The sequence below is a fragment of the Streptomyces sp. HP-A2021 genome, from assembly GCF_022807935.1.
Taxonomy (GTDB): domain Bacteria; phylum Actinomycetota; class Actinomycetes; order Streptomycetales; family Streptomycetaceae; genus Streptomyces; species Streptomyces afghaniensis.
In genome coordinates, this window is sequence record NZ_CP094344.1 from 8,930,041 (window position 1) to 8,955,727 (window position 25,687).

Genomic DNA, 25,687 nt, shown 5'->3' on the forward strand with positions numbered 1-25,687 from the left:
GTCAGTGCACCGACATGCCGCCGTCGACGAAGACCGCCTGCCCGGTGATGTAGGCGGACGCGGGGCTCGCCAGGAAGACCGCCGCTCCCGCGAAGTCCTCGGCCAGTCCGTTCCGCCCGATCAGCGTGCGTTCGGCGAGGGCGGCCACCTTCTCCGGATCCGACGACAGCCGCGCGTTGAGCGGTGTCATGACGAATCCCGGCACCAGCACGTTGCACGTGACGCCGCGCGGCGACCACGCCTCGGCCTGGGACCGCGCCAGCGATTCCAGGCCGCCCTTGGAGGCACCGTAGGCACCGCTCTGGACGAACGCCCGGTGCGCCTGCTGCGAGCTGATGTGCAGGATCCGCCCGTAACCGCGCTCCGCCATGCCGGGCCCGAAACGCTGGCCCAGCAGGAAGGGCGCGTCCAGGTTGACGGCCATCGTGACGTCCCAGACGTCCTCGGTGAGTTCGTCCATGGGCGGACGCACGTTGATTCCGGCGCTGTTGACGAGGATGTCGGGTTCCCCGAACGCCTCGACGGCTCGCTCGGCGGCCGTCCGCACACCTTCGCGCGTGCTCAGGTCCGCGCTGACCCACGCGGCGCGGCAGCCCTCGGCCGTCAGCTCCTCGACCGCCGCGGTCAGTCCGGCCTCGCCGCGGGCCACGACGACCACGCTCGCCCCGGCGCGCGCGAGGGCACCGGTGATGGCACGCCCGATGCCCGAACTGCCGCCCGTGACCACCGCGGTCCGGCCGTGCAGGGAGAACAACTCGGAGAGATAAGCCTGTGTGGCCGGCGTGGCTGCTGTCGTCATGCCGAGCACTCTAGATCGCCCTCACTCCCGGCCCGATGGACGACCGTCTGATGCACGGACAGTGGTCCGGATCACATGGCGTGGATTGAGTACCCGGCACGGACGACGTCCGTACCCCTGGGTGACGGAGCGGGGCCGGGTGCGAGGATGAGGCGCCATGACAGCTGGGCGGTGTGCTCGCACGATACGGGCCGCGGTGTTCGCGGCCGTCTGTGTCGTGCTCGCCGCCCTGGGGCACGTCATGATGTCCGGCGACCACGTGCCGCTCCGGACGCTGTTGGCCGGCTGGGCCGTGACGGGCGTGGCGGGCTGGTGCCTGGCGGGCCGCGAGCGCGGACTCCGGCTGGTCGTCGCCGTCGCGGTAGCCGTCCAGACGGCCCTGCACTCGGCGTTCTCGCTCGCCCCGGCGGCGCCGGACTCCATGGACATGGGATCCGCGGAGTCCATGCCCATGCCCATGCACATGTCCGCGTCCATGTCCGCGCACATGGGGCACGCGGGACACACCCCCGACGGTGACTCGTCCCTCGGCATGCTCGCCGCCCACCTGCTCGCCGCCCTGCTGTGCGGCCTGTGGCTGGGGCACGGGGAGCGGGCCGTCTTCCGTCTCCTGCGTGCCGTGGGCGGCCGGTTGGCCGCGCCGCTGCGGCTCCTGTTCGCGCTGCCCGCACCGCCGCCCCCGCCCGTGCGCGCACGGCGGTGGTCCTCGGACCGGGCGCCGCGCCTCCTCCTGCTCGTCCACGCGATCACCTCTCGAGGGCCACCCGTGGGGGCCGCTGCCGTCTGACGGCAGCCGGTAGGTCCCGGGGCGCCCCTGCGCGCCCCGGTGCCGTACGGGTACGGCCCATCGGGTACGGCCCGTCCCTCACTCACCGGACCGCGCAGCCCCGCGCGCACGCCCGGCATCACGTACGCCCGCGTGCTCGCCCGCCCGTGGTCCCGGATTCCCGAGAAGGACATCAGGTGATCACTCCTGCCCTGCCCCTTTCGCACGAGAGAAGAGAACCGCCGGCGTCGGCCGATGAGTCGATAACCGCCTGGGCGCTGGCCGCCCGGGGCGGTGACCCTGCCGCCGTCGACCGTTTCGTGCGTGCCCTTCACCGAGACGTCATCCGCTACGTCGCCCATCTGTGCGCCGATCCGCAGGCCGTGGACGATCTGGCGCAGGACACGTTCCTGCGGGCGCTCGGCAGCCTGCACCGGTTCGAGGGCCGTTCCTCGGCACGTACCTGGCTGCTGGCGATCGCCCGGCGTGCGGTGGCCGACAGCCTCCGGAACACCGCCGTACGCCCCCGCCCGGCCGACCTGTCCGACTGGGAGCCGGCGGTCGAGCTCGCCCAGCCGCGCGGCCTGCCCGGCTTCGACGACGGCGTGGCGCTGCTGGAGCTGCTGGCCTCACTGCCGGACGAGCGGCGCGAGGCGTTCGTGCTCACGCAGCTGCTAGGCCTGCCGTACGCGGAGGCCGCCGAGCTGAGCGACTGTCCGGTCGGCACCGTCCGCTCCCGCGTGGCCCGCGCCCGGGCGACGCTGATGGCCCTGCTCGCCGAGGCGGAGCAACCGCCACCGGTCGCGTCACCGGCCCTGGCCGTGGCCTGACGCGTCCCGGCCCGCGGCGTCCGCCGGCTCCAACCCGCGCCCGCCCGATCCAACCCGCGCCCGCCGGACCCGTCCGGCGGGCGCGGGCCCGCGTGCGAGCGGTTCAGGGGGCCGGGGTGCCGGCGGACAGGAAGTGGAACCCGGGCCGGGGATGCATCAGGAAATCGTGGTGCGAGATGTTCCACGCGTATGCACCCGCCAGCGAGAACACCACCCGGTCCCCGGCCCTGAGGTCCGGCACGGGCACCCGGCGGGCCAGCAGGTCCTTCGGCGTGCACAGCTGACCGGCGAGGGTCACGCGACCGCTCTCGGCCGACGGCCGGGGCCAGGGGTGCGGCCAGGCTTCCACCGGGAGGACGGAGCAGGGCTGGTCGTGTCCCTTCGTCGCCGGGGTGCGCAGATGGTGGGTGCCGCCCCGCAGGACGGCGAACTCCTCGCCGTGGCTGTGCTTCACGTCCAGCACCTCCGTGGCGTACCAGCCGCAGTACGCGGTGAGCGCCCGCCCGGGCTCGATCCGCAGCGTCAACCCCGGGTGGGCCTCGGCGAGCCGGGCCAGGCCCTCGCCGTACGCGGCCCAGTCGAAGCGGCGCTCGGGGTCCGCGTAGTCGACGCTCATGCCGCCTCCTACGTTCACCTCCGCGATCGGCACACCGAGTCCTGTGGCCCAGCCGACCACGCCCTCCGCGACCGTCAGCAACTCGGCCGCTTCCAGCCCGCTCACCAGGTGGGCGTGTACGCCGCGCAGCCGGAGCTGTGGGTACGTCCCGTCGGCGAGGGCCCGGAGCACCGGCTCGGCCCGGGCCGGGTCCATGCCGAAGGGCGTCGGCCGCCCGCCCATCGCCAGTGAGCTCCCCGCCAGTGAGCGGTCGGGCACCGGCAGGTTGACGCGTGGCAGCACCGCGACCCGGCGCCGGGGCACGACGCGCCGCGCCAGCTCGGCCAGCACACGCAGTTCGTGTTCGCTCTCGACGTGGAACCGTCCGACGCCCAGCTCCAGCGCGGCCGTCACCTCGTCCGGGGTCTTGCCCGGTCCGCCGAAGGCCAGCGGCCGGCCCGGCACCACCTTGGCGACATGGGCGAGTTCACCGCCCGACGCGACCTCGTAACCGTCGACGCAGGGGTCCAGCGCGGCCAGGATCTCCGGCTCGGGGTTGGCCTTCGCCGCGTAGTACAGCTCGACCCGCCCGGGCAGCGCGGACCGGACCCGGGCGGCGTGCGCGCGCAGCGCCGCCAGGTCGTAGACGTAGGCGGGCAGCCGCGGCGACGGCAGCGAGAGGACTCGATCACGCACCGCCGGCGTCGGGTGGGCCGTGGTCATCGGGAGCTTCTCTTCGCCTCGTGCAGCACGTCCTCGCCCAGCGGCGACGGCAGCCGGACGTAGCCCGCCGCGCGGTCCGCCTTGCGCTCCCAGCGGGTGAGCAGATTGGCCTTGGCGGGCAGCGGCACCCCGGCGAGCAGGGCGGCCAGGCGGGGCGGGCAGCCGTGCCGCCCGGCGTACGCCCGCAGCGTGTCGCGCACCCGCGCCCACATCGCCGGCTCCGCCTGCGGATACAGGTCGGCGAGGGCCGCGAGCAACTCGGCGACATGGTTGACCAGCAGGCAGTACACGACCCGGTCCCAGCCGCGCCGCGCGTCGTACGTCAGCGGCCCGGCCACCTCGGGCGGCAGCGCGGCCAGCGTGTCCGCGTGCTGCTCGGGCAGCAGCTTGGTGCCCTCCAGGTCCCGGAAGAGGACCTGGGCGGGCCGTCCGGCGTCGTCGACGCAGAGCAGCACGTTCTGGAGGTGCGGCTCCAGCACCACGCCGTGGTCGAAGTAGGCGGCCAGGACAGGCGGCAGGAGGAGGTCCAGGTACGCCGACCACCAGTCGAGCGCCGCCGCCGCGTCCGCTCCGGCGAGCAGGCGGGAGACATGGGCGGCACTGGTCGGGTACTCGTCGGCGACGGCTGCCGCGAGCAGGGGAGTGGTGCCCGGCGCGAGCCGCCGGGACAGGCCCTCGCGGACGATCACGCCGAAGCCCTCCAGAAGGTCGCGGTCCGGTGCGCCGCCGGGCCCCGGCAGGGCGAGCGTGCGATAGGCGGGCTCGCGGAGCACGGCACTCCCGGGGAAGCGCCCGCCGAGGCCGGACAGCACCGGGGCCAGCGCCCGGGTGAGCGCGACAGCCCCCGACAGTTCGTAACTGCTGTTCTTGCGCAGACAGTTGGTGATCCGCACGTTCAGGCTGAACTTCAGGAACGTGTCCCCGTCGTACAGCGTGCGCACGGACGCGGTGGCTGCGAAGGGCCGCCCACCCGGCCCCAGGTCGAGCACGTCACCACGGTCCAGGGCGGCGCGCAGCAGCGGGTGCTCCCGGAGCGTGCCGTACTGCCAGGGGTGGGCGGGCAGCAGCCGATATCCGTCCGGGACGTCCGCGCGCTGCCGGTCCAGGACGGCCGTCGCCGACGGTTCGGCGCTCTCCTGCGCGATCAGGTGCTCCCGCACGGCGAGGTGCCGCAGCGGGAAGGAGGCGCCCGCTTCGGGCGCGTACGCGGCCCAGGAACGCGGGTCGCCGCTGCGGGCCTTGGGTGTGGGATGAAAACGGTGCCCGAAGAGCAGGGACTGCTCGGAGGCGACGTAGGCGGACCGCGGGTCGTCCGGATCGCACCGGTTCACCGGCCCGGTGGCGAGGGCGGCGGCGACGGCCGCGTGGCTGGAGTCGACCTGCTCCAGGAACTCCTCGTTGCGCACCCCGGTGCGCAGTGACAGCTCGTCGCACGTGTACTCGGCGAGTCGCCGCCAGTCCACGTCCCGCCGTCCGCCGTCCCGCTGCTCGCACACCGGGCCGGTGAACCGGTGCGCGCCGAGCAGCGACGTCCGGCGCAGGGCGACCCGCAGCAGCACCCCGCGGCGGGGCAACCGCAGCAGCAGATGCCCGTCGGCGACGACGGTCTGGCGCTCGGGCCCGGACACCTCGCGCAGCAGGCAGTTGAGCAGGGTGTGCGCCACCACGTCGTCGGCGGTGGGCAGGGAGACCGGGGCGGCGGTGGTGCCGGGCGATTCGGTCTGCGAGTGCATGGCAGGCTCCAGCGGGGGGCGCGAGTTCGATGCGGGCAGGTGGTGAGTGAGGGGGATGAGCGCGGCAGCACCGGTCCGGCTCCCGGTTCTCATGACGTGCTCCGGGAGGACAGCAGGTAGTTGGGGCCTGTGGTGTAGTGCTTGTTGATGTCGGCGGCGCCCGACCGCTGCTTGGTCAGCAGCGTCCCGGCCGTGACCATCGCCTTCACGGGCAGCTCCGGTGCGTCGAGCACCCGGGTGCGCAGGACGTCCCCCGCCTCGCCGCCGAGCCGTGCCACGGCCTCGGCCAGCCGTTCGCGCACCAGCCGAAGCAGCACCGGGAGCGGGGCGCGCCCGTGCCGGGCGAGTCCGAACGCGTAGGCGCCCGCGCACAGATGGACGGTGATGGTGGTGAACAGGTCGGCCACCGGCCGGTCGTCCGTGCCGAGGACCCGCGCGTCGTCGAACTCCCACGCGCCGGGCAGCCGGGCGCGCAGCCGCCGCGCATTGATGCGTGGCCCGTCGTTGTCCTTGAACAGCAGCCGGAGGCTGCCCGGCCGCAGGACAAGAGAGATGTTCTGCTGGTGCGACTCCAGCGCGACGCCGTACCCGAACAGTGTGGTCTGCCAGTCGAACAGCAGCGTCAGGCAGGTGTCGAGCAGCGCCATGGGATCGCCGTCGTGGAAGCGGTCGGCGAGATGGTCGAGGACCAGCCGCCCGTCCGGTGCCTCGGCGAGCAGCGCCGCCATCGGCACGACGACCGAGTCCGCGAGACCGGCCGGGTAGCGGCGGCACAGCACGGCCAGCAGCTCGTGACCCGCGTGGGCGTACGTCGTCTCGTCGGCGTGCAGGATCGTGTCCCGGAAACGCGGCTCGCGGGCGACGATCCGCTGGACCAGCCGCTGCCCGACGGCCCCGTCGACGAGGGTGCCGGGCTTGACGGACCGCTTGTTGCGCAGTCCCAACGAGGAGGTGGCCAGGGGAAGTTTGAGGTGCAGTGCCGGATCCGCCGCCGTCGCCACCGTCCGCATCGACAGGGTCGGAACGACCTCGAGGGCGCCGTGCTCGGCCAGTACCGCTTGACCACGCAGGCCGGTCGCCCGTAACGCCTCGTCGAGCGGAGGGCCGACCGTCAGCGGGTGCACCGGCAGGGCGAGGTGTGTGCGGTCCAGCCTGGGCAGACCGAGGCGCGCCGGCGTGGGCCACGGCTCGGGGAGGGCGCCCGTCACATGGACCGCGTCCCGCGGCACGGCCAGCCAGCGCAGCGGGAACCGCGGATGGAACTCGGGTGCGTAGGACCGTAGTTGCTCCTCGTGCAGTCCCGCGCGGCCGCGCCCGGTCGGATACACCGGATGGTCCAGACGGGCGGCGAGCGCGTCGAAGGCCAGGCCACCGTCGAGGCCCGTCCAGGACGCGGGGTCGGCCCCGTGGCGGGTGGTCGTCTCCGCCGCGATGTCATCGCGCGTCCCGGCGTGCAGCCGCACGGTGGCCAGCGTCTGCCGGCACTCCTCGGCGAAGGCGTCGAAGCCGGCCCGGTCCTCGGGCTCGGCGAGCGCGCGCAGCGCGTCCAGCACGTCGGCGAACGACGTCAGCTCGGTGCCGTCCGACGCGCGGCGCAGGAGCGGCAGCCTGGCGGCGTACGCGCACTGGAAGCCGTCCTCGGTGACGGGCAGCAGCAGTGCGTCGTGCCCGGCGGCGCGCCGCAGCCAGGGCCCGTCCGGGCGGTGGACGAGGGTGCTCCGGGAGCGCAGTCCGACGACGTCCTCGCGCAGCAGAGCGCTCAGCACCCGGGTGAGCAGCCCGGCCGCGCAGGTGTCCGGCGGGGGCGGCAGTACGGTCACGGCCGGATCTCCCAGCGGCAGGTGGCCAGGAAGCCGGCCGCCGCCCGGTCCACGGTCTCCTGGCCGGTGCCGGTGGCCCGCAGGACGCCGAGGTAGTCCCGGTTGGTGCGGTACAGCGCGTGCCGCTCGCCCACGGCCCGCAGGGGACGGTACGTCAGACGCACGCCGTCGACGGTGAGGTCGGTGGCGTCCGGGGCGTCGGTCAGGGTCCCGGGCCGGTCGGCACACGGGTACTGCACGAGGGCGGCGCCGTCGCGGCGGGCGCCCAGCTCGGCCGGGAGCGGTTCGCCCAGGTGGGTGCGGAGCACGAGCTCGAACAGCGGGATGCCGAGGAGCCGGGCGAGCAGCAGGTCGCACTGGTCGCCGATGTTCCGGTAGTTGACCTCGATGATCCGCGCCCTGCCCTCGTGCACCACGAACTCGGTGTGACAGGCGCCGAACCCGGCACCGAGCGCGTCGAGTTGCCCGAGGACCTGGTCCACGACCGGCTCGGGGTGGGCGGGGACGAAGGTGAGGCGTTCCTCGACGAAGTACGGCGGCGGCGACAGCTCGGTACGGAAGCCGCCCAGGACATGGCGGACCCGGCCGTCGCCCAGGGTCTCCAGCGTGTACAACTCGCCGGGGAGATACTCCTCGACCACCAGAGTGCTGCCGGGACGGCGGTCCAGGATCTCCTCGGCGCGGATCACCAAGTCCTCGGGGCCGTCGACGAGGACCACGTCCTCGCCGGCCACGCCCTCGCGGGGCTTGACGACACACGGGTAGGGCGCGTCGAGCGGGGCCGGTTCGGTGAGTTCGGCCGACCAGACGCTGTCCAGCCCGGCGGCGGCCAGCCGGCGGCGCATCTCCGCCTTGTCCTTGCAGCGCAGGGCGGCGCGCCAGTCCTTGCCCGGCAGGCCGAAGTAGGCGGCGGCCAGGGCGGCCTGGGTCTGGAGGTGGTCGCTGTTGGTGAAGACCGCGCCGGGACGGTGACGGGCCGACAGGAGCGCCACGACCGCCCGGAAGTCCCGCACGTCACACTCCAGAACCTCGATGTCCGGGCAGGTTCTGCGGTGTGGGCCGGGCTGGTCGGTGAGAACGGTGACGTCCAGGCCCAGCCGGGCGGCGGCGGGCAGGAAACCCTCGGTGACGGAGTCGGTCGGGTTGAGGGCGAGAAGGTACAGGCGCATGGCGGTCTTCCGGGAGGGGCGGGGTCGGCGGCGGGCCGCTCGGCCAAGGCGCGGACGGCGTGCCGCGGCACCCTGTGACATGGACAGCCCTTGATCGGCGGACGTTCATGAGCACGCCGACGATCTTGTACCTTAGGTTAGCCTTGCCTATCCAACCACGGGTTGCAACTGCCCGGAGGAGTGATCGATGCGCACTGTCCTGGAGTCACCGCCGGCCCTCACCTCCGTCCTCGCCGCCGCTTACCGGCGGTTGACCGGCGTCTGTGAGGCACTGGACGTCGAGGTCGCGGACCCCGGGACGGCTGCCCGCCGACACACGCTCTCCGCTGCTGAACTGACGTCTGATCAGCACACTCTCGACGCCTTCGTGGACGCCGAGGCGACACGCATCCGCACGCGCCACGGCCACACCCCGCGCCCCCACGTCGCAGCCTCACGGGCCCTGCACGACTACGCCTGGTCGATCGCCCTGCTGATGAGCGGCGTCTGGTACCTGGAGCGCCGCGTGCCCCGCGTACGCCCCCAGTCGGTGCGCCTGGACCTCGCGGCCGGGACGTACGCGATCACGCCCGAGCCCCGCGTCGCCTGTCTGCCCGGTGACCCCGTCGCCGCGCTGCCCGGGGCGGTGGCCGTCGCGGACGAGGAGGCCCTGCGGGCCGAACTGCGCGCCGCGGTCGCCGACCACATGCGCCCGCTGCTCACCGCCCTCGGCCCCGCCGTACGCCGCGGCCCGCGCGCCCTGTGGGGCCTGGTCGGCGATGATCTCGTCTCCGGGATCTGGTACCTCGGCCGCACCCTCGGCCGCGAGGACGACGCCGTACGCGCCGCCACCGCCCTGCTCCCCGAACCCGTCAGCCCCTACCCGGCCGGAGCGGACTTCCGCCTCCTGGCCGGCACCGACGGCCGCCACCACCCGACCCGCACCCGCACGGGCTGCTGCCTCTACTACGCCATCCGTCCCGACGAGGCCTGCGCCACCTGCCCCCGCACCTGCGACGCGGAACGGCTGCGCAGGCTCGAGTCCTGACGGGCCATCAGCCCCCTGCCTCCACTCCACGCCAGAACGCGTCGACCCGGCTGTTGAACACGTCCGGCACCTCCTGGAACGGCTGATGGGCCTCCCCGGGCAGCACCTCGAACGCGGCGCCCGGGATGCTGTCCGCGACCACGCGGCCCAGGCGCGGCGGCGTCGCGAGGTCGAGTTCGCCGGCGAGGACGAGGGTCGGCGCGGTGATCCGGCCGAGCCGGTCGAGCGTGTCGTGCTCGGCGAACGCCGCGAGCTGGCGCTGGAAGTCCTCGACGGACTGCGCGTGTTCGAAGGCGAGCGTCTCCTCGACGAACCGGTCGGCCATGCCGTCGGCGTGGGCGCGAGGTGTGTAGATCCACAGGAAGAACGCCTCGAGCATGGCCCGCTCGTCCGGGGCGCGTTCGACCATCCAGTGCCAGAAGCGCGTCATGGCACGGAAGTAGGGGTCCGGGCGAGCCATCGTGCTCATGAGGACGAGGCTGCGGACCACGCCGGGATGGCGGAGCGCCAGCTCCTGCGCGATGAAGCTGCCCCCGGAGAAACCGGCGACGTGGGCGGCCGGCACCTGGAGCGCCCGGAGCAGTGCCGCGGCGTCGTCGGCCATCCGCGCCACGGAGAGCGGCCCCTCGGGCAGCGGCGTACGCCCGGCGCCACGGTTGTCGAAGGCCGTGAGCCGGTAGCGGTCCGCGAGCCCGTCGAGCTGCGGCTGCCAGGCCTCGGCGGGATCCCCGAGCCCCGAGACGAGCAGCACGTCGGGTCCCTCGCCCCGTTGTTCGACCCAGAGTTCCACACCGTCGGCGTCGATCATTTGTCCCATGGCCGGCCTCCTGGAGCGGGATCCGTCGTCGTCACACCTGCGCCGGCGCGATGTTCTGGTTGGCGTGGAACAGGTTGTCCGGGTCGTACGTCCGCTTGACCCGGGCGAGCCGGTCGTAGTGGTCACGGTATGTCGCCCGGACCCGTTCCTGGCCCTCCCCGGTGCCCATGAAGTTCACGTACGAGCCGCCCATGGAGTACGGGTGCAGCTCCTCCTGGTAGCCGACGCACCACTGCCTGATGATCCCGGCGTTGGCCGGATCGGGATCGACACCTGCGAAGACGCCGGACCAGACGGCGTCCCGGTAGCTCCACGCGGTGTCGTCCGGGCCCACCCGGTGGGCGGCTCCGTCGACCGGGTAGAGGTGCATCAGCGAGAGCTGTGTCGGATTGTTCTCGCCGTACTTGAGGTGGATGTCCAGGGCGGCGTCGGGGATGTCGTCGAAGAAGTCGCCGCGCCAGTACCACTGGTAGCCGGTCGGGATCAGTTCGTCGAACATGCTCTGCAGCGCGACATAGGGCATCTGTGCCGCGAAGTGGAAGGCCGGCGGGCCGGGCTCCCGGACCACGGAGAGAGCCTCGTCGAGCCGGTCGGGATCGCCGGTGTGGCACCACACGATGCCGCACACCTTCTGCCGGTGGATCTCCTCGGGGAAGGGCGGCCCGGGCGGGACGACGAAGACGGTGAAGAACCCGTACACGTCCTCCGGCGCCTGGGGGAGGAACTCGCGGTACCACCCCAGCACTTCGCGGGTGTGCCCGACCGGCCAGACGGTCACCCCGGCCCCGACCGTGTCCACCGGGTGCAGCCGGTAGGTGAGGGACGTCGCGATGCCGAAGTTGCCGCCGCCGCCACGCAACGCCCAGAACAGATCCGGGTGTTCGGTCGCGTTCGCGGTGACGAAGCTGCCGTCGGCCAGCACGACGTCCGCGCTGATCAGGTTGTCCGCCGTCAGGCCGTACTTGCGGGTGAGATAGCCGTGTCCGCCGCCGAGGGTCAGGCCTCCGACGCCCGTCATGGAGATGATGCCCGTGGGAGTGGCGAGACCGAAGGCGTGTGTGGCGTGGTCCAGGTCGCCGAGCCGGCTGCCCCCGTCGGCCTGCGCGGTCTTCGCGACCGGGTCGACGCGCACCCCGCGCATCGGCGAGAGGTCGATGGTCACGCCGTCGTCCACCAGGCAAAGGCCCGGGCCGCTGTGCCCGCCGCCCCGTACGGCCAGTTCCAGACCGTGATCGCGGACGAAGGTCACCGCGGCCATGACGTCCGCGGCGTCCGCGCACCGCACGATGGCGGCGGGGCGTTTGTCGATCATCGCGTTGTAGATCTTGCGGGCCTGGTCGTACCCGGCGTCCCGCGGGCCCGTGACCGGCCCCCGCAATGCCGTCCGCATGTCTTCCAGAGTGGCGCTGTCCATGACGATCTCCTCCGGACGCCCGACCGTGCTGACATGACCAGCCTCCCGCCGACGGCCGAGCGGCGCATGTCCGGCGGCGTACCGCTCTCAGGCGCGATCATGCTGGTGGACCGCCCTGTTGCCGGGCGGCGCGCCCTTCCACCTCGCGAGTACGACGACTGCCTCGTCGCCGAAAGGAGAAGCCCGTGCCCGACCCCGGCCGCGTCCGCCTCTTCAGTACGACGCTCGGCGCCGCCGGCGCCCCTGCCGTGCTGCTGGTGCACGGCTGGGGCGGGGACGGCCGTGAGTGGTCCCCGCACGCCGAGGCCCTGGCCGGAGACTTCCGGGTGATCGTGCCCGATCTGCGCGGACACGGCCGCTCGGAGGTGCCGGACGAGGGCAACACACCCGCCGAGATGGCGGACGACCTGGCCGCGCTGCTGGACACCCTCGACCCAGGGCCGGTGACGGCCGTCGGCCATTCGATGGGCGGCCAGGTCGTCAACCTGCTCGCCGTACGGCACCCGCATCCGGTCCGCTCGGTCGTCGCCCTGTACCCGGCCCATGGCGCCCACGGCACCGAGGTGGCGGAGATCCCCGCCCGGCTCGCGGACTACCGGGCGAACGGCGCCCGCGCCGCGGCGGCCTTCGTCGCCGCCGCCTTCGGCCCCACCGCACCGCCCGGACTGCGCACGGCGCACCTGCGCACCCTGCTCGGCACCCCCGGCCACGTCATCGCGCAGTCCTATGCCGGCATGTACACCGTCCCCGGCGCGGTCGGCATCCGTCCGCACAGCGAGGCGTACCTGCGCCGCCGCACCCGGCCCGCGCTCACGGTGTGGACCTCGGCGGAGGCGGCCGCCTGGGAGCGCGGCACCCTGACCGTGCCCGGCTCCCGGCGTCGACCACTGGCCGGACAGCGGGCACTACCTGCACGAGGAGCACGTCGAGCGGACGATCCGGCTGCTGCGCGAGTGGATGAACCGCGTCAGACCATCGTGACCTCGACCGGCAGTTTCTTGATGCCGTTGACGAAGTTGGAGCGCACCCGCGGCACCTCGCCCGCCAGGCGGATGTCCGCAAGGCGCGGGATCAGTTCCTCGAACATGATCCGGATCTCGGTGCGCGCGAGCAGGTTGCCCAGGCACAGATGGGGGCTGCCCTTGCCGAAGGTGACGTGGTCGTTGTCCGTCCGTGTGACGTCGAAGTCGTACGGGTCGCCGAAGACCTCCTCGTCGCGGTTGCCGGAGGCGAACCACATGACCACCTTGTCGCCCTCCCTGATCCGCCTGCCCCCCAGCTCGACGTCGCGGGTGGCGGTGCGGCGGAAGTGGTAGACGGGGGAGGCCCAGCGCAGGAACTCCTCGACCGCGCCCGGGATCAGTGAGGGGTCCTCGTGGAGGCGGGCCAACTGCTCGGGGTGCTGGATGAGGGCCAGCATGGAGTGGGAGATGGTGTGGCGGGTCGTCTCGTTGCCGGCGACGACCAGGAGCAGGAAGTAGTTGTCGAAGTCCTGCGGGGAGAGCGGGACTCCGTCCCGGGGTGTGGTGTTGACCAGCCGGGAGATCAGGTCCGTGCCGTCGCCGCCACGGCGCTGCCGCGCCAGCTCCCGCCCGTACTCGAAGACCTCCAGCGACGCGGGGGAGCGGAAGGGCAGGTCGCGGTACTGCTCGCTCTCCTCGCTGTGCAGCAGGACGTCCGCGTAGTCGGGGTCGGTGTGGCCGATGATGCGGTTGCCCCAGTCGATGAGCTTCTGGTTGTCCTGCGGGGGCACGTCCAGCAGCCGGGCGAGGACGTTGATCGGGAAGTCCGCCGAGACGTCCGCCACGAAGTCGAAACGGCCCTTGGCGAGGGCGGCGTCGAGGGTCCGCGCGGTCAGTCCGCGCAGGAAGTCGCTGTAGCCGCTGATCACGCTCGCGCCGAACTGCCGCTGGATCAGGCTGCGCAGCGCCCGGTGCCGGACCCCGTCCAGTTCGAGGATGGAGGCGCGTTTCTTGATCTGGTCGTCGTCGACCTCTTCCAGGTTGACGAACTTCGTGGACGTGAAGGTCTCGGAGTCACGGTCGACCCGGACGATGTCCCGGTGCCGGGTCACCGCCCAGAACCCGGAGTTGGGCGCCTCCTCGGGCTGCCAGTGCACCGGGTCCTCGTGGCGCAGGGTGTGGAACATGCGCCAGGGGGTGACGCCGTCCGTGAAGCGGTCCAGGTCGGCGAGGTTCACGTCGGCCAGGGGCAGCGGCTCGCGCACGGCGTCGGGCGGGGTCTCGGTCGTCATCGGCAGGCTCCTCGGCGTCACGGGTGGCGTCACAGGTGGTAGGCGTACTCGGTGAACTCCCAGTCGGTGACGTGCCGGTGGAAGCGTTCGACCTCGTCGCGCTTGTAGGAGAGGAAGGACGTGGTGAAGCCCTTGCCGAGCAGGCCGGTCAGGGCGGTGTCCGCCTCCAGCGCGTCCAGCGCGCCGGACAGGGTCTGCGGCAGGACGGCGGAGCGGGCGGTGTCGTAGCCGTAGCCCTCCAGCGGCGCGGGCGGTTCCTCGCCGGCCAGGACGCCCAGCAGGGCGGCGGCCGTCGTCCCGGCGATCGCCAGGTAGGGGTTGGCGCTCGCGTCGCCCAGCCGCAGTTCGAGCCGGGCGCCGGAGCCTCGCTCGGGCGGGATGCGCACCATGGCGCTGCGGTTGTCCAGCCCCCAGTCGATCAGCCAGGGCGCGAGCGTGTCCGGGCCGAAGCGTTTGTACGAGTTCACGGTGGGGTTGAGCAGCGCGGCCAGGGCGGGCGCGTGGGCGAGGATGCCGGCGACGGCGTGCCGGGCGGTGGCGGACAGGCCGTAGGGGCCCGACGGGTCGTCGAAGGTGTTGCGGCCCTCGGTGTCGTCGCAGGAGAGGTGGAGATGGAAGCCGGAGCCGCCCGCGTCGTTGAAGGGCTTGGCCATGAAGGTGGCCAGTCTGCCTTCCTTGCGGGCCAGTTCCTTGATCGCGGCCTTGAAGCGGAAGGACCGGTCGGCGGCCGACACGGCGTCGGAGTGCGCCAGGTTGATCTCGATCTGGCCGCCGTCGAACTCGTGGTTGCCGCTGATCGCCCCGACCCTCAGATCGCGCACGTGGCGCAGGGTGCGCAGCAGGTGGTTGTCCGGGTCGGCGCGCAGCCCGGCCGTGTAGACGACCCCGGGATCGGGTGCGTAGCGGCGCCAGCCGCCGGCCGGGTCCCGTTCGCACAGGAAGTACTCCAGCTCGGGTCCGACCACCGGCCGCAGCCCGTGCTCGGCGCACCGGGCGAGGACGGCGCGCAGCAGGTCACGAGGTGACTCCGGCGCGGGTGCGCCGGTCGCCGGGTCGAGGACCTCCCCCAGACAGACGGCCACCCCCGGCTCCCAGGGCAGCGGCACCAGCGTGTCGAGGTCCGGGCGTACGCAGATGTCGGGCAGCCCCGCGTCGAGCCCGCCGCTGACCGGGACCACGTCGCCCTGCGGGCTGGTGTGGTAGACGGCCCGGCAGAACGCGAGACCGTGCTCACAGGCCCGGGGCAGCTCCTCCAGCAGCACGTCACGCGCCCGGTCGGTGCCGATGAGGTCGGGATAGGTCACCCGGACCACGTCGATGCCGTCGGCGGCGAGCCGCTCCATGTGGCGGCGGACTTCTGCAAGGTCGTGAGCGCTCACCGTTGTCTCCTCGGGCGGATGTCGGGACACCTCCGGGACCAGGAGGCCGGGGAGGCGGGTGGCGTGGGGAACGAGCGCCCGGGCGCGGCGGAGCCAGGGACCGCCCGGAGCTTTGTTTGATGCCAAACGGTAGGGGTGGGCCGAGGGTGCCGCAAGAGGGCGGGGCAAGAATTTATCCATCCGGATAGCTATTGACCAGAGCCCTGCCCCTACCTACCTTGTTTGAAGCCAAACGAGTTCGGGTTGCGGTGATCGCACCCCGTTGGCCGGGGCCCGGCCCCTTCCGGCCGGGCCCCTTTCACCCCGCTTCGACGCCCTCACATTCAGGAGGACCGGCCATGAAGGTCGTCGTCGACATGAACAAGTGCCAGGACCACGGCCAGTGCGTCTTCGCGGCCCCCGACGTCTTCCGGATGGACGACGACGGCAGGCTTGCCCACGTCCCCGACCCCGACGACGCCCTGCGCGACGAGGTCGAGGAGGCCGCGGACGTCTGCCCGCTCCAGGCCATCCGGATCGAGGACTGACATGAGCGGTCGCATCGTCGTCGCCGGCGCCTCCCTCGGCGGACTCCGGGCGGCCGAGCAGCTGCGCGCCGCGGGCTGGACCGGCGGCATCACGGTGATCGGCGACGAGCCGCACCGGCCGTACAACCGGCCCCCGCTGTCCAAGGAGGTCCTCGCGGGCAAGGCGTCCTTCGCGTCGCTCGCCTTCACCCCGAAGCCGTCCGCGGCCGACGTGGAGTGGCGGCTGGGCACGAGGGTCACCACGGTCCGGCTCGCCGAGCGGACCGTCGAGCTCCACGACGGCGCGGTGCTCTCCTACGACGGGCTGGTCGTCGCCACCGGGATGCGGCCCCGGCGGCTGCGCTGCCCCGGGCCGGTCGAGGGCCGTCACACGGTCCGGACGATCGACGACGCCCAGGTCCTGCGGGACGAGCTGACCCGGCCCGGCGTGCGCGTGGTCGTGATCGGCGCCGGGTTCATCGGCTGCGAGGTCGCCGCGACGGCCGTCGGGCTCGGTGCGGCCGAGGTGACCGTCGTCGATCCGCTGCCGCTGCCCATGGTGGGGCCGCTCGGCGAGATGCTCGCGCGTGTGCTGCTCACGCGGCACGAGGAGCGCGGGGTCGCTTTCGTGCTGGGTCAGGGTGTGACCGCGTTCGAAGGGGACGACCGTGTCACCGGTGTCGTGCTGAGTGACGGATCCGTGCTTCCCGCCGATGTGGTGGTGGAGTCCGTGGGCTCGGTCGCCAACACCGAGTGGCTGGACGGCAACGGGCTGGATCTGAGCGACGGGGTTCTCACCGATCAGCACCTGCGGGTCGGAGGCCGGCCGGACGTCGTCGCGGTCGGGGATGTCGCCCGCTTCCCGAACGCCCGCTACGACGGTGTGCCGCGGCGGGTCGAGCACTGGTCCGTGCCGACCGACTCGGCCAAGCACGCCGCGAAGGTACTGGTCGGCGGCGAGGCCGGCCTGGCGCCCTTCGCGCCGCTGCCCACCTTCTGGAGCGACCAGCACGACTTCCGGTTGCAGTCTTTCGGCGCGCCCGCCCTGGGGCTCGGTGACGTCCGGGTCCTGGACGGTGACATCGCGGGGGACGTGCTGGTCGGTTACCACCGCGACGGACGGCTGGTCGGCGTCGTCGCCCTCGGGGGGCCTTCCGTCACCCGTGCCGCGGCCCGGTTCCGCGCCGAACTGCTGAAGCAGCCCGCCCTCATCTCCCAAGGAGCCCTCTCGTGACCGGTCTTCGTGGTTACTTCCATCCCAAGACGGCGACGGGTGCGTCGTCGCTGATTCCCTCTCCACCCTGGCGGTACTCCGGTGACCTGTTGACGGTCGAGTACCGGACCGACCCGGCGCGGGTGCGTGAACTGCTCCCCGAGCCACTGGAGTTGGCCGAGGAGGATCCCGGGGCGGTCGCTCTGATCTGGGCCGACTGGCAGTCCTGCTCGGCGTCGGGGGAGGAGCTGCTGGATCCGGTGCGGGCGCAGTACAAGGAGGTGTTCGCGGTGGTGCGCTGCACGTACCGGGGGCGGACGTACTCGCGGTGCGTCTACATCTGGGTGGACAAGGACTTCGCGATCGCGCGCGGGCTGCATCAGGGATATCCGAAGAAGCTCGGCTCCATCCATCAGACGCGGCCGCATCCGTACGGGCCCGCTCCGCGGATCGAGGCGGGGGCGCGCTTCGGGGCGACGCTGGCGGCTGCGGATCGGCGTATCGCGCAGGCCGTGGTGACGCTGCGGGAGCCTTCCGAGAGCGGCGGGTTCGTCAATGCCCATCCTATGGCGCATCACCGGTGGCTGCCGTCGATCGAGAAGGGGAAGGGGCTGGCGCTCGATGAGTTGATCGAGTCGGGGGCGGCTTCCTTCGAGGGCGGCCGGCCGTGGGTCGGGGAAGCGGAGTTGGAGTTGTTCGAGGCGCCGACCGAGGAGCTGGCCCGGCTGGAGATCCGGGAGCCCATCGCCGCGTATTACAGCCAGGTTGGCGTGGTCTGGGACGGCGGGCGGCTGCTGGAGGCCGGTATGTCGGGGGCGTCTGCCGAGTGATGCCGGTGGGCGGGTGCAGGTTCGCCGTGGTCGTTCGCGCGGTTCCCCACGCCCCTGAGGGCACGAACCCGCCCCCTGTCAAAAAGAGGAGCTCATTTCATGCTTGACAAGATCACCGTCGCCGGTGTCTCCGTCGACACCCGGCACTGGATCGGCGGTCGGCGCGTTGCCTCCGCCAGTACCTTCACCGACCACTCTCCGATCGACGGCAGTGAGCTCGGCGAGATCGCCCGAGGCGGCCCCGCCGAGGCCCGGGCCGCTGTCGCCGCCGCCCGGGACGCGTTCCCCGCCTGGGCCGGCACCTCGCACGCCGAACGCGCCCGCATCCTGCACGCCATCGCCGATGGCGTCGAGAAGCGGATCGAGGAGCTGGCGATCGTCGAGACCACCGACAACGGTGCGCTGCTGCGGTCGCATCGGCGGGGCGTGATGCCCCGTGTCGCCCACAACTTCCGCTTCTTCGCCGACTGGTTGCTCACGCTCGACCACGAGGACTTCGAGACGCGGGGGCACACCAACCACGTCAGCTGGGACCCGGCCGGACCCTGCGTGCTGATCACCCCGTGGAACGCGCCCCTGATGCTGGCCACCTGGAAGGTGGCCCCTGCCCTCGCCGCCGGCGACACCGTCGTCCTCAAGCCCGCCGAGTGGTCGCCGCTGACCGCCTCGCTGCTGGCCGACATCGCCGCCGAGGCGGGACTGCCCGCCGGTGTCCTCAATGTCGTCCAGGGCCATGGCTCCGAGGTCGGTGACGCCCTCACCTCGCATCCGGACGTACGCCGCATCAGCTTCACCGGCTCGGTGCCGACGGCCCGGCGCATCGCCGCGTCGGCAGCCGCGAACCTCACCCCGCTGAGCCTCGAACTCGGCGGAAAGTCGCCCCTGTTGGTCTTCGCCGACGCCGATCTCGACCTGGCCGTCGACCTCGCCGTCGAGCAGTACGACAACGCCGGGCAGGTGTGTCTCGCGGGCACCCGGCTGCTCGTCGAGGAGTCGGTCGCCGAGGAGTTCACCCGCCGGTTCGTTCAGAGGGCGTCCGCCCTCACCCAAGGCGACCCCCGCGACGAGGCCACCGACGTCGGGCCCACCATCCATCCGCGCCAGCTGGAGAAGATCGACGGATTCGTGCGGCGGGCCGTTGCCGCCGGGGCACGGGCGGTCATCGGGGGGCATCGCAAGGACGGGCAGTACTACGCGCCGACCCTGCTCACCGACGTCGCGCAGAACTCGGAGATCGTGCAGGAAGAGGTCTTCGGGCCGGTCCTGACCCTCCAGACCTTCGCCGGCGAGGACGAAGCCGTCCGGCTCGCCGACGACACCCGCTTCGGGCTGGCCGCCACCGTCGTCACCGGCGACCGGGAACGCGCCGAGCGGGTCGGCGGGCAGCTGGTCGCCGGGACCGTCTGGGTCAACTGCTTCTTCGTACGCGACCTCCGGGCGCCCTTCGGCGGCTCCCGGCAGTCCGGTGTCGGACGTGAGGGCGGCACCTGGAGCTTCGACTTCTACTGCGACCTGAAGAACACCGTCACCGCCCCGAAGGGATGGAACCAGGACCATGGGTGAGATCGCCGGGGCCGGGCTGCTCGCCCACGTGCCCACCATCGTGCTGCCCGAGGAGGAGCGGCTGGAGCTGAACGAGGGCAAGGAGATCACCCTCGTCACCGGGCTCCGGGAGCTCCGCAGGGACGTCTTCGAGCGTGCCGACTACGACACCGTGGTGGTGCTCGACTCCCACTGGGCGACCACCGTCGAGTTCGTCGTGACCGCGCAGCAGCGGCGCGCGGGGCTGTTCACCTCGGAGGAGCTGCCGCGTGGCATGTGCCGGATGCCGTACGACTTCCCGGGCGATCCGGAACTCGCGCACAACGTGGCGAAGTTCGCGGACAGGCACGGCACCTGGATCACCCCGATCGACGACGAGTACCTGCCGATCTACTACGCCACCCTCAACCTCTGGAAGTACCTGGGCGAGGGCCTTCCCGACAAGCGGTGGATCACCATCGGGGTCTGCCAGACCGGTGACATGGAGGACCATCTGCGGCTCGGGCGGGCGCTCGCCGACGGCATCGCCGCCACCCCGGGACGCCGGGTGCTGCTCATCGCCTCCGGCGCCCTCTCGCACACCTTCTGGCCGCTGCGCGAACTGCGCGACCACGAGGCCAGCGACCCGGTGCACATCCGTACGCCCGAGGCCCGCGAGGCAGACCTGGAACGCATCGCCTGGTTCAGGGAGGGCCGTCACGACAAGGTCCTCGACACCATGGACGAGTTCTGGACGTACAAGCCCGAGGCGAAGTTCTTCCACTACCTGATGCTGGCCGGTGCCCTCGGCGAGCGGGGCTGCGTCGCCCGGGCCCGGCAGTACGGCGCATACGAGAACTCCGTCGGCACCGGCCAGGTCCACCTCTGGTTCGACCGGCCGGCCGACGGCTGGACCGCAGACCACACCCCCGCGCAGGAGTCCGCCCATGCCTGAGTACCGCCGCATCCTCCTCGACGGCGCCGCCGTCCAGGTCACCGTCGACGGTGACGAACTCGTCGCGGGGGACGGCCGCCGCGTCAAGACCGACGACGCGCGGCATCTGCCGCCGGTCGTGCCCTCCAAGGTCATCGCCGTTCATCTCAACCACCGCAGCCGGGTGGACGAGTTCCGGATCGGGTTGCCCGACACCCCCACCTACTTCCACAAGCCGGTCTCCGCCCTCAACGCCCACGGGGGCGCCATCGTCCGCCCCGAGGGCTGCAAGTGGCTCAACTACGAGGGCGAGGTCGCCATCGTCATCGGCAGGACGGCACGGAACGTCTCCCCGGCCGAGGCAGGCGAGTACATCGCCGGCTACACCGTCGCCAACGACTACGGCCTGCACGACTTCCGCGACACCGACGCCGGCTCCATGCTCCGCGTCAAGGGCTCCGACACGCTCTGCCCGCTCGGCCCCGGACTGGTCACCGACTGGGACTTCCACGGCAAGCGGCTGCGGACCTACGTCAACGGACAGGTGGTGCAGGACGGTTCGACCGACGAGATGACGTGGGACATGCACTACCTCGTCGCCGACATCGCCCGCACCATCACGCTGCAGCCCGGAGACGTACTGCTGTCCGGCACACCCGCCAACTCGCGTCCCGTACAGCCCGGGGACGTCGTGGAGGTGGAGGTCGAGGGGCTCGGGCGGCTCACCAACCACATCGTGACCGGGCCGACCGCCATCCGCACGGACGTGGGCGCCCAGCCCACCGAGTCGGAGGAGGTGCTGTCGACCGCGCTCGGCGGAGACTGGGAGTTCCGTGGCATCCGGCCACCGCGTCGCTGACGCGGGCTGCGGCCACCGCGTCGGGGAGCGGAGCGCCCCGGGTAGGGTCGCGGGCATGACCGAGCCCGCCGGCCGCCGCCCCCGCAAGCGCGTGCACTACGGCACGGGCCGCGAGGCCCTGCTGGAGGCCGCCGTGCGTGTCGTGGCCCGGGGTGGGCTGCGCAGGCTCACCTACCGGGCGGTGGCGGAGGAGGCCGGTGTCACCCACGGACTGGTCGTGCACCACTTCGGTTCCCGTGACGCCCTGATCGAGGAAGCCCTCACCCACGCCATCCGGTCCTCCCTGAGCAGCAGCGCCCTCGAACCGGGCACGGGCGAGGCCGCCGACTTCTCGGTGGGCCTGACGGACATGGTGGAGTCCGGGCCCGACCTCCAGGCGTTCCAGTACGAACTGCTGCTGGAGTCCCGGCGCCGCCCCGAGCTCCTGGCCCACCTGCGGTCGCTGTACGACGAGTACTTCGACGCGACCCGGCGCGAGCTCACCCAGATGCTGCCCGGCCCGGTGGACGAGGGCCTGTCCCGGATGGTCTTCGCCACGCTGGAGGGACTCGTCCTGCATCAGCTGGTCTTCGGCGAGCGCGAGGTCATCGACGAGGCCCTGGAGGAGCTGCGCTCGGTGCTGCGCCTGCTCGCCGAGCGCCGCGGCGACGAGGCCTGACCCGCACCGGTCCCCGCACGCCCCGCCGCGCTGGAATTCCTCGTCCCTCACCCCTTGCCAAACGGATAGTTCCGCCCCACGATGAGGCAACTCGTTTGGCCTGAAACGATCCGTCCTCCCTCTGGCAGGTGATCCGAGTGGACAGTCAGACGGTCTCCCGGCACACGGCGACCCCGGACGCGCCCACCGCAGGCACGCTCAAGCCCAACGCCCTCGGCGTCCTGGGCATCCTCTTCTTCGTCCTGTCCGCCCAGGCCCCGCTGACCGGCATCGCCGGCGCGGCCCCCATCGCCGTGGCCCTCGGCAACGGCCCCGGCGTGCCCGCCGCCTACCTGGTGGCGGGCCTGGTGATCCTGCTGTTCTCGGTGGGCTTCGTCGCCATGGGCCGCCACGTGGTGGACGCGGGCGCCTTCTACACGTACATCGGCAAGGGCCTCGGCCGCACCACCGGCACCGGCAGTGCCGGTCTCGCGCTCTTCGCCTACTGCACCATCCAGGCCGCCATGTACGGCCTCTACGGCGCCATCGCCAGCGGCCTGGTCGCGAGCCACACCGGCCTCGACCTGCCGTGGTGGGTCTGGACGCTGGCCACCATGGCCGTCGTCCAGGCGCTCGGGGCGGCCGGTGTCGAGATGGGCGCCAAGGTCCTCGCCGTGTTCGTCCTCGCGGAGTTCAGCATCCTGTCGGTCTTCGCCCTGGTCACCCTCGTCAAGGGCGGCGGACCCGAGGGGCTCGGCCTCGCCGACAGCTTCTCCCCGTCCGCGGCCCTGGACGGCGCCCCGGGCGTGGCCGTGATGTTCGCCGTGGCCTCCATGTTCGGCTTCGAGGCCACCGCCATCTACGGCGAGGAGGCCCGCGAGCCGAAGAAGACCGTGCCGCGGGCCACGTACCTCGCGGTCGCCGTCGTCACCGGCTTCTTCGCCCTGGTCTCCTGGATGCTCATCTCCTCCTACGGCGCCTCCCGGGCCACCGCGGCCGCGGGCAAGGCCCTGGAGGGCGGTGACGGTGCCGGGTTCGTCTTCGCGCCCATCGCGGCCGACTTCGGCGGCTGGGTGGGAGACGTGCTGCCCGTCCTGCTCGCCACGTCCCTCTTCGCCGGCATCCTCACCTTCCACAACTCGGCCAACCGCTACCTGTTCTCCCTCGGCCGCGACCGGCTGCTGCCGCTGCGGCTGTGCCGGCTCAACCGGCGCCACGCGCCCTGGACCGCCGGGTGCGCCCAGACGGTGCTCGCCGTCCTCCTGGTCGTGCCTTTCGCGCTGGCCGGCAAGGACCCGGTGCTGACGCTGTTCTCCTGGTTCAGCGGCGTCGCCGTCCTGGCGATGATGCTGCTGTACCTGCTGACCTCGGTGTCGGTCGTCGTCTTCTTCCGCCGCGCCCGTCTCGACACCCGCCCCTGGAACACGCTCATCGCACCCGCCCTGGGCGCGCTCGGCATCGCGGGCGCGATCTGGCTCATCCTGGCCAACTTCACCACCCTCATCGGCGGCGAACGCACCACCGCCCTGTGGCTCACGCTGTCCGTCCCGGTCGTCATGGCGCTGGGCCTCGTCGCCGCACGGGTGCGGGGCAGGGCCGCCGGCGGCTGACCACGAGCGCGGTCGTCCGCGGACAGCCCCGCCCCTATCGTTTGAGACCAAAGGAGGAACCTTCATGCCGGCCGTCCCCCACGACGAGTGGCTGCGCCGCGCCAAGGCGTTCCAGCTCTCCGGTGCCCATCACATCGACGGCGCCGAGGAGGCCGGCGGAGGGGCGGTGTTCCCGGTCGTGTCCCCGCGGGACGGCCGGGTCGTCGCCGACGTCGCGGACGGCGGCGCCGCCGAGGTCGACGCGGCCGTCGCCGCCGCCCGGCGCGCCTTCGACACCGGCCCGTGGCCGCGCCTGGCACCCGCCGAGCGCGGCCGGGCCCTGCTCCGCCTCGCCGATCTGCTCGAAGAGCGGCGCGAGGAACTCGCCCTCACGGTCAGCCTGGAGATGGGCAAACCGATCTCGGACGCGTACGGCATCGAACTGCGGGCCGTCATCAGCACCTTCCGCTGGTACGGGCAGCTCGCGGACAAGCTCACCGACTCCGCCCCGCACACCGCCCCGGACGCCCTCGCCCTGGTCACCCGGGAACCCGCCGGCGTGGTCGGGGCGGTCGTCCCCTGGAACTTCCCGCTGACCCTGGCCGGCTGGAAGATCGCCCCGGCACTGGCCGCCGGCTGCACGGTCGTCCTGAAACCCTCGGAGAACGCCCCGCTGTCCGCCCTGCTCCTGGGCCGTCTCGCCACCGAGGCCGGAATCCCGCCCGGCGTGCTCAACGTCGTGACCGGCGACGGCCCCACCGCCGGACGCGCCCTCGGCCTCCACCCGGACGTCGACGTCCTGGCGTTCACCGGCTCCACCGCCGTCGGCCGCCACTTCCTGCGCTACGCCGCCGACTCCAACCTCAAGCGCGTCTGGCTGGAACTCGGCGGCAAGTCGCCCAACATCGTCCTGCCCGACGCCCCCGACCTGGACCGGGCCGCCGCCACCGCCGCCTGGGGCATCTTCTTCAACCAGGGCGAGATGTGCACGGCCCCCTCCCGGCTGCTCGTGCACACCTCGATCGCCGAGCGGGTCACCGAGGCCGTGGTCCGGCGGGCCCGCGAACTGAAGGTCGGCGACCCGCTCGACCCGGAGACGGAGATGGGCGCTCTCGTCGGCCGGGCACACCTGGACCGCGTGGCCGGTCACATCCGTCACGGCGTCGACGAGGGCGCCCGGCTGCGCACCGGCGGCGACCGCGTCCTCGCCGAGACGGGCGGGACGTACCTGGAGCCGACCGTCTTCGACCGCGTTGACCCCGGGTCGCGCCTGGCGCGGGAGGAGATCTTCGGCCCCGTCCTGTCGGTGCTCGCCTTCGACGACCTCGACGAGGCGGTCCGGCTGGCCAACGCCACCGAGTACGGCCTCGCCGCCGGCCTGTGGACCTCCGACCTGTCCACCGCCCACCGGGTCTCCCGTGCGCTGAGGGCCGGGACAGTCTGGGTCAACTGCTACGAGGAGGGCGACCTGACCGTGCCCTTCGGCGGCATGAAGCAGTCCGGCAACGGGCGTGACAAGTCCGTCCACGCGCTGGAGAAGTACACCGAGCTCAAGACCACCTGGATCCAGCTGTGAGGCCGCTGATCGCGATCCCCGCCCGGTTCTCCGCGCGGACCTCCGCCCTCCGCTACGCCGCAGAGGTCAACGCCCGCTCCCTGATCGAGGCCGTCTGGCGGGCCGGCGGCGAACCGGTCGGCATCCACCCGGCGGACACCGGCACCGCCGCCCGGCTCGCCCGCTTCGACGGAGTCCTGCTCCCCGGCGGCGGCGACCTCGCCCCCTCCCGCTACGGCGCCACCGACACCCACGACACCGTCTACGACGTCGACACCCTCCAGGACACCTTCGACCTCGACGTCGCCCGGCACGCCCTGGAGTCGGGCCTGCCCCTGCTCGCGGTCTGCCGCGGCCTCCAGGCCGTGAACGTGGCCCTCGGCGGCACCCTGGAGCAGGACATGGGCGGCCCGCAGCGCGAGCACCGGCACCTCGTGCACCCCGTCGCCCTGGAACCCGGCTCGGTCGTCGCCCGGTCCACCGGTGTCGAGAAGACCGACGCGTCCTGCTATCACCACCAGCGCGTCGACCGCCTGGGCACGGGCCTCCACGTCACCGCCCGAGCGGCGGACGGCACCGTCGAGGCCCTCGAACTCCCGGGCGCCAGGGGCTGGTTCACCGCCGTCCAGTGGCACCCGGAGGACACCGCACACGAGGACCCCGCCCAGCAGGGCCTGTTCGACGCCCTCGTCCGGGCCGCGGCCCGGTGAGTCGCGG

General features: G+C 72.6%; 22 protein-coding genes and 1 pseudogene. 14 read left to right on the forward strand and 9 right to left on the reverse strand.

Annotated features, from left to right (window positions below; genetic code table 11):
• Nucleotide 1 precedes the first annotated feature (1 nt).
• Complete coding sequence (locus MQE23_RS40175) at nucleotides 2-799, reverse strand: SDR family oxidoreductase (RefSeq protein WP_037673814.1); 798 nt, start codon at nucleotides 797-799, stop codon at nucleotides 2-4.
• Between the two features lie 157 nt (nucleotides 800-956).
• Here MQE23_RS40175 and MQE23_RS40180 point away from each other — a divergent pair, with 157 nt between their 5' ends.
• Both MQE23_RS40180 and MQE23_RS40185 read left to right on the forward strand, forming a co-directional pair.
• Complete coding sequence (locus MQE23_RS40180; RefSeq protein WP_243381730.1) at nucleotides 957-1,586, forward strand: hypothetical protein; 630 nt, start codon at nucleotides 957-959, stop codon at nucleotides 1,584-1,586.
• Nucleotides 1,587-1,762: 176 nt separating this feature from the next.
• Nucleotides 1,763-2,395, forward strand: coding sequence for a sigma-70 family RNA polymerase sigma factor (locus tag MQE23_RS40185; RefSeq protein WP_020277164.1), 633 nt, complete (start codon nucleotides 1,763-1,765; stop codon nucleotides 2,393-2,395).
• 103 nt (nucleotides 2,396-2,498) lie between these two features.
• Here the strand turns inward: MQE23_RS40185 and MQE23_RS40190 are convergent, their stop codons facing one another.
• The 4 genes from MQE23_RS40190 to MQE23_RS40205 form a co-directional block, all read right to left on the reverse strand.
• Complete coding sequence (locus MQE23_RS40190) at nucleotides 2,499-3,713, reverse strand: type III PLP-dependent enzyme (RefSeq protein WP_243381731.1); 1,215 nt, start codon at nucleotides 3,711-3,713, stop codon at nucleotides 2,499-2,501.
• Complete coding sequence (locus MQE23_RS40195; RefSeq protein ID WP_243381732.1) at nucleotides 3,710-5,446, reverse strand: IucA/IucC family protein; 1,737 nt, start codon at nucleotides 5,444-5,446, stop codon at nucleotides 3,710-3,712. The genes MQE23_RS40190 and MQE23_RS40195 overlap by 4 nt, the downstream gene beginning before the upstream one ends.
• An 89-nt stretch (nucleotides 5,447-5,535) precedes the next feature.
• Nucleotides 5,536-7,266 carry an IucA/IucC family protein gene (locus MQE23_RS40200; protein ID WP_020277168.1) on the reverse strand — a complete coding sequence of 577 codons (1,731 nt, stop codon included), beginning with the start codon at nucleotides 7,264-7,266 and terminating at the stop codon, nucleotides 5,536-5,538.
• Nucleotides 7,263-8,435 carry an ATP-grasp domain-containing protein gene (locus MQE23_RS40205; RefSeq protein WP_020277169.1) on the reverse strand — a complete coding sequence of 391 codons (1,173 nt, stop codon included), beginning with the start codon at nucleotides 8,433-8,435 and terminating at the stop codon, nucleotides 7,263-7,265. The genes MQE23_RS40200 and MQE23_RS40205 overlap by 4 nt, the downstream gene beginning before the upstream one ends.
• Nucleotides 8,436-8,622: 187 nt before the next feature.
• Between MQE23_RS40205 and MQE23_RS40210 the strand changes: the two genes are divergently transcribed.
• Nucleotides 8,623-9,462: a (2Fe-2S)-binding protein gene (locus tag MQE23_RS40210; protein WP_243381734.1), complete on the forward strand. Its 840-nt coding sequence runs from the start codon at nucleotides 8,623-8,625 to the stop codon at nucleotides 9,460-9,462.
• Nucleotides 9,463-9,469: 7 nt separating this feature from the next.
• Here the strand turns inward: MQE23_RS40210 and MQE23_RS40215 are convergent, their stop codons facing one another.
• Both MQE23_RS40215 and MQE23_RS40220 read right to left on the reverse strand, forming a co-directional pair.
• Nucleotides 9,470-10,279, reverse strand: coding sequence for an alpha/beta fold hydrolase (locus MQE23_RS40215; protein ID WP_037670190.1), 810 nt, complete (start codon nucleotides 10,277-10,279; stop codon nucleotides 9,470-9,472).
• A gap of 31 nt (nucleotides 10,280-10,310) precedes the next feature.
• Entirely contained in the window at nucleotides 10,311-11,693 is a 1,383-nt protein-coding gene (locus MQE23_RS40220) for an FAD-binding oxidoreductase (protein ID WP_243381736.1), read from the reverse strand.
• 257 nt (nucleotides 11,694-11,950) lie between these two features.
• On the opposite strand from MQE23_RS40220, the pseudogene MQE23_RS40225 reads away from it, so the two are divergent.
• Nucleotides 11,951-12,490 (forward strand): annotated as a pseudogene (locus MQE23_RS40225) (alpha/beta hydrolase); the annotation flags it as partial.
• 170 nt (nucleotides 12,491-12,660) lie between these two features.
• Here the strand turns inward: MQE23_RS40225 and MQE23_RS40230 are convergent.
• On the reverse strand, nucleotides 12,661-13,947 hold the full coding sequence (locus MQE23_RS40230; protein WP_243381738.1) for a cytochrome P450: 1,287 nt from the start codon (nucleotides 13,945-13,947) through the stop codon (nucleotides 12,661-12,663).
• 29 nt (nucleotides 13,948-13,976) lie between these two features.
• Nucleotides 13,977-15,326, reverse strand: coding sequence for a glutamine synthetase family protein (locus MQE23_RS40235; protein WP_037670185.1), 1,350 nt, complete (start codon nucleotides 15,324-15,326; stop codon nucleotides 13,977-13,979).
• Between the two features lie 338 nt (nucleotides 15,327-15,664).
• Between MQE23_RS40235 and MQE23_RS40240 the strand changes: the two genes are divergently transcribed.
• From MQE23_RS40240 to MQE23_RS40285, 10 genes are all read left to right on the forward strand, one after another.
• Nucleotides 15,665-15,853: a ferredoxin gene (locus tag MQE23_RS40240; RefSeq protein WP_020273690.1), complete on the forward strand. Its 189-nt coding sequence runs from the start codon at nucleotides 15,665-15,667 to the stop codon at nucleotides 15,851-15,853.
• A 1-nt stretch (nucleotide 15,854) separates the two neighbouring features.
• Nucleotides 15,855-17,066, forward strand: a complete 1,212-nt coding sequence (locus tag MQE23_RS40245; RefSeq protein WP_243381740.1) for an FAD/NAD(P)-binding oxidoreductase — start codon at nucleotides 15,855-15,857, stop codon at nucleotides 17,064-17,066.
• Complete coding sequence (locus MQE23_RS40250; RefSeq protein ID WP_243381742.1) at nucleotides 17,063-17,875, forward strand: acetoacetate decarboxylase family protein; 813 nt, start codon at nucleotides 17,063-17,065, stop codon at nucleotides 17,873-17,875. Before MQE23_RS40245 ends, MQE23_RS40250 begins: the two co-directional genes overlap by 4 nt.
• Nucleotides 17,876-17,974: 99 nt before the next feature.
• A complete protein-coding gene (locus MQE23_RS40255) occupies nucleotides 17,975-19,438 on the forward strand; it encodes an aldehyde dehydrogenase (protein WP_243381743.1) in 1,464 nt (487 codons plus the stop codon).
• Nucleotides 19,431-20,351 (forward strand): 3,4-dihydroxyphenylacetate 2,3-dioxygenase, encoded by a 921-nt coding sequence (locus MQE23_RS40260; protein WP_020273686.1) that lies wholly within the window; start codon nucleotides 19,431-19,433, stop codon nucleotides 20,349-20,351. The genes MQE23_RS40255 and MQE23_RS40260 overlap by 8 nt, the downstream gene beginning before the upstream one ends.
• Nucleotides 20,344-21,189: a fumarylacetoacetate hydrolase family protein gene (locus MQE23_RS40265; protein WP_243381745.1), complete on the forward strand. Its 846-nt coding sequence runs from the start codon at nucleotides 20,344-20,346 to the stop codon at nucleotides 21,187-21,189. Before MQE23_RS40260 ends, MQE23_RS40265 begins: the two co-directional genes overlap by 8 nt.
• Before the next feature lie 55 nt (nucleotides 21,190-21,244).
• The gene (locus MQE23_RS40270; RefSeq protein ID WP_020273684.1) at nucleotides 21,245-21,847 is read left to right on the forward strand and encodes a TetR family transcriptional regulator; all 603 of its coding nucleotides are present in this window, start codon (nucleotides 21,245-21,247) and stop codon (nucleotides 21,845-21,847) included.
• A 137-nt stretch (nucleotides 21,848-21,984) separates the two neighbouring features.
• The gene (locus tag MQE23_RS40275) at nucleotides 21,985-23,436 is read left to right on the forward strand and encodes an APC family permease (RefSeq protein ID WP_020273683.1); all 1,452 of its coding nucleotides are present in this window, start codon (nucleotides 21,985-21,987) and stop codon (nucleotides 23,434-23,436) included.
• Between the two features lie 64 nt (nucleotides 23,437-23,500).
• Nucleotides 23,501-24,991: an aldehyde dehydrogenase gene (locus MQE23_RS40280; RefSeq protein WP_020273682.1), complete on the forward strand. Its 1,491-nt coding sequence runs from the start codon at nucleotides 23,501-23,503 to the stop codon at nucleotides 24,989-24,991.
• On the forward strand, nucleotides 24,988-25,680 hold the full coding sequence (locus MQE23_RS40285; RefSeq protein ID WP_243381747.1) for a gamma-glutamyl-gamma-aminobutyrate hydrolase family protein: 693 nt from the start codon (nucleotides 24,988-24,990) through the stop codon (nucleotides 25,678-25,680). Before MQE23_RS40280 ends, MQE23_RS40285 begins: the two co-directional genes overlap by 4 nt.
• The last annotated feature ends 7 nt before the right edge of the window (nucleotides 25,681-25,687 follow it).